The following is a 2,429-nucleotide window of genomic DNA, read 5'->3' as shown; positions in this document are numbered from 1 at the left end:
TCGCCGACGCTACCGCTCGCTTGCCGAGTATTTAAACAATAATTACAGTATACGAAAGCCCTCAACATGACTGCATGGTGGGGGCTGTTTGACGCTTACGTAGATGCACGACAGTAAACATGTTAAGCTTTGCAGATTTTTATGCGTTGATGCCTTCTGATAACGCAGCAACAATTGCTCCCGGCACAGACGTAAGTTTCCCACAAAATGGACCTACCAGTGGAACTGTTATTACCCGTACTGGAACAAGTACTTTTAACTTGTCCGCAATTGGCACTTATCAGGTCTTGTTTCAGGTGAGTGTGACCGAAGCAGGCCAACTGATTTTAACTCTCAACGGCGCTGACCTAGCCTATACGGTGGTCGGGCGAGCAACAGGTACTTCTCAGATAATAGGTATGGCTCTTGTGCAAACAACAGTCATCAATTCAATACTCACTGTACGAAACCCTGCTGGCAATTCCACAGCACTTACCATCACTCCTCTCGCTGGAGGAACAAGGCCTGTTTCAGCACACCTTGTTATTACGCAAATCGCATAGAGGGGAAATAGAATCGCATACTTAAGTGCGTTTCCCATCAGCCCACCCTACCGCAGATTTTCAATATGATCTTCTTGAGCAAATCATTAATTCGAATTTGCCTTTGCAGATTTTATCCTCTTCGTTCGTTTTGGTACACATTATTTTAAAGTTTTTAATAGAGCGTACAACAAAAGCGGCTTCCTGATATTCATCTATTGTCTGCTCAATTATTTTCCTTTTTGAGCCCCAATTTATGATAGCTTTCACTTGGCATTCCGATTCGTTTGCGATTTTTAAGACACTTGTAGATGGGTGGCGAATACCTACAGTTCGAAAGTAAACACGGACTTTCCCATCACATTTTTGAAAAATTTGACCGCATATTTTTTCGCATACATCAAATCTTCGTTTCACTTTGCATTTCCTTTTTTTCCTCTTTGATGAGCGGCAGCAGCCTGTTTTAACATTAACAACTATCTTTTGCTTTGTCGTTTGAGTAACTGCTTTCATATCCCCAAACCTCCCCATCAAATATAACCTTCCTATTGAATTTAGTTTATTTATGCTATAGGTAAACCGTACTAAGGAATATAACCATTTATCGAATATGCGGTAAAAATGGGTTTGTTATCAGGTACATGCGGATACAAGCTATACCCTAGCTACGTATATTTATATTCAATACTATATAGGGGAGGAACATTATCCATGAGTGGATGTAACAGTATAGTGGAAGGCGATCATGCGTGTTGCAGTCAAACCTCATTTGTGCAGGATAAATTGTGTGCTAATTATACTTTGACAACCGCTGCGGCTCAGGTCATTTACGCACTCAATACAAATCCAACTAAAACGTTTGTATCCGGAACAATATCATTAGAAAGTGGACCGACGGGTGGTGACGTAACAGTTACATTTCTGCTTGGTGCTACTACAGTAGAAACTGAAACTTTACCTGTAGGCGCTACTCTTGCATTTACCAAAAATGGCTTTACTTCGATAACATTATCAGGAACAGGAGCTGCTCCATTCACACCTCCATACCAAGGAGAGTTCTGTTTAACTCCACGGTATCCCTTAGGTTAATGGCATGGATCTGAAATTTGGAAAAGAACTCCGATATTTTATGGACGCGTTTATTGGCTACCTTGGGGTAAAATAGCAAGTAATCCATGAAATTAACCATTAATCGAATATACCGTTGCATCTGGACGTGTTTTCAATTCGATACAGAATGTATCAAAGATATGTATTTAATTATTCATTACTGATTTATTAGTTAGAGGAGGAAACCTAATTTATGAGTGGATGTAGCTGTAATAATCAAACCTTAGCAGTAGGCAATCATGAGTGTTGTAGTCAAACCTCATTTGTGCAGGATAAATTGTGTGCTCCTTATACAATAACATCCGTTACACCTCTGATCACCATCTATGCGCTAAATACAAATCCATCTAAAACGTTTGTATCCGGAACAATCTCATTAGAAAGTGGACCGACGGGTGGTGACGTAACAGTTACATTTCTGCTTGGTGCTACTATAGTGGAAACTGATACTCTAATTGTAGGTGCTAGTCTTGCATTTACCAAAAGCGGCTTTACTTCAATAACATTAACAGGAACAGGAGCTGCTCCATTCACACCTCCATACCAAGGAGAGTTCTGTTTAACTCCACGTTATCCCTTAGGCTAATGGCATACATCTGTAATTTAAAAAAGACGATTCGATATTTATATAAAAATATCTACTTCTTTATTAATTACTTTGGAGCGAAAATAGCAAGAAATCCGATGTAACTCAAAGAACGGTTCTGTCGCAGATGATGCGAACAGAGCTGTTCTTTTGTCATTATTCCATTTCTCTATTTACCTTTAGTTCTTACTTAAGAAGTTAAAGGTTTCATG

4 protein-coding genes are annotated in these 2,429 nt (G+C 39.5%); 3 read left to right on the top strand and 1 reads right to left on the bottom strand.

The annotated features are described in order from the left end of the window. Positions 1-119: 119 nt before the first annotated feature. The gene (locus tag FU659_RS34760; RefSeq protein WP_261808251.1) at positions 120-542 is read left to right on the top strand and encodes a hypothetical protein; all 423 of its coding nucleotides are present in this window, start codon (positions 120-122) and stop codon (positions 540-542) included. Positions 543-602: 60 nt separating this feature from the next. On the opposite strand, the gene FU659_RS34755 is transcribed toward FU659_RS34760, so the two are convergent. Further along, the gene (locus FU659_RS34755; protein ID WP_147951705.1) at positions 603-1,034 is read right to left on the bottom strand and encodes an S-Ena type endospore appendage; all 432 of its coding nucleotides are present in this window, start codon (positions 1,032-1,034) and stop codon (positions 603-605) included. 198 nt (positions 1,035-1,232) lie between these two features. Between FU659_RS34755 and FU659_RS34750 the strand changes: the two genes are divergently transcribed. Then, a complete protein-coding gene (locus FU659_RS34750; protein WP_147951704.1) occupies positions 1,233-1,610 on the top strand; it encodes a DUF3992 domain-containing protein in 378 nt (125 codons plus the stop codon). Between the two features lie 214 nt (positions 1,611-1,824). After that, on the top strand, positions 1,825-2,217 hold the full coding sequence (locus tag FU659_RS34745; protein WP_147951703.1) for a DUF3992 domain-containing protein: 393 nt from the start codon (positions 1,825-1,827) through the stop codon (positions 2,215-2,217). Positions 2,218-2,429 lie beyond the last annotated feature (212 nt).

It is taken from the genome of Paenibacillus sp. N3.4 (genome assembly GCF_008017805.1).
In the GTDB taxonomy this organism is placed as follows: Bacteria; Bacillota; Bacilli; order Paenibacillales; family NBRC-103111; genus Paenibacillus_E.
This window is presented reverse-complemented; position numbering and strand designations above follow the sequence as displayed.

Excerpts from the sequence above, each read along its gene's own strand:
- FU659_RS34760 (WP_261808251.1), top strand. The coding sequence starts at position 120 with ATGTTAAGCTTTGCAGATTTTTATGCGTTGATGCCTTCTGATAACGCA.
- FU659_RS34755 (WP_147951705.1), bottom strand. The coding sequence starts at position 1,034 with ATGAAAGCAGTTACTCAAACGACAAAGCAAAAGATAGTTGTTAATGTT.
- FU659_RS34750 (WP_147951704.1), top strand. The coding sequence starts at position 1,233 with ATGAGTGGATGTAACAGTATAGTGGAAGGCGATCATGCGTGTTGCAGT.
- FU659_RS34745 (WP_147951703.1), top strand. The coding sequence starts at position 1,825 with ATGAGTGGATGTAGCTGTAATAATCAAACCTTAGCAGTAGGCAATCAT.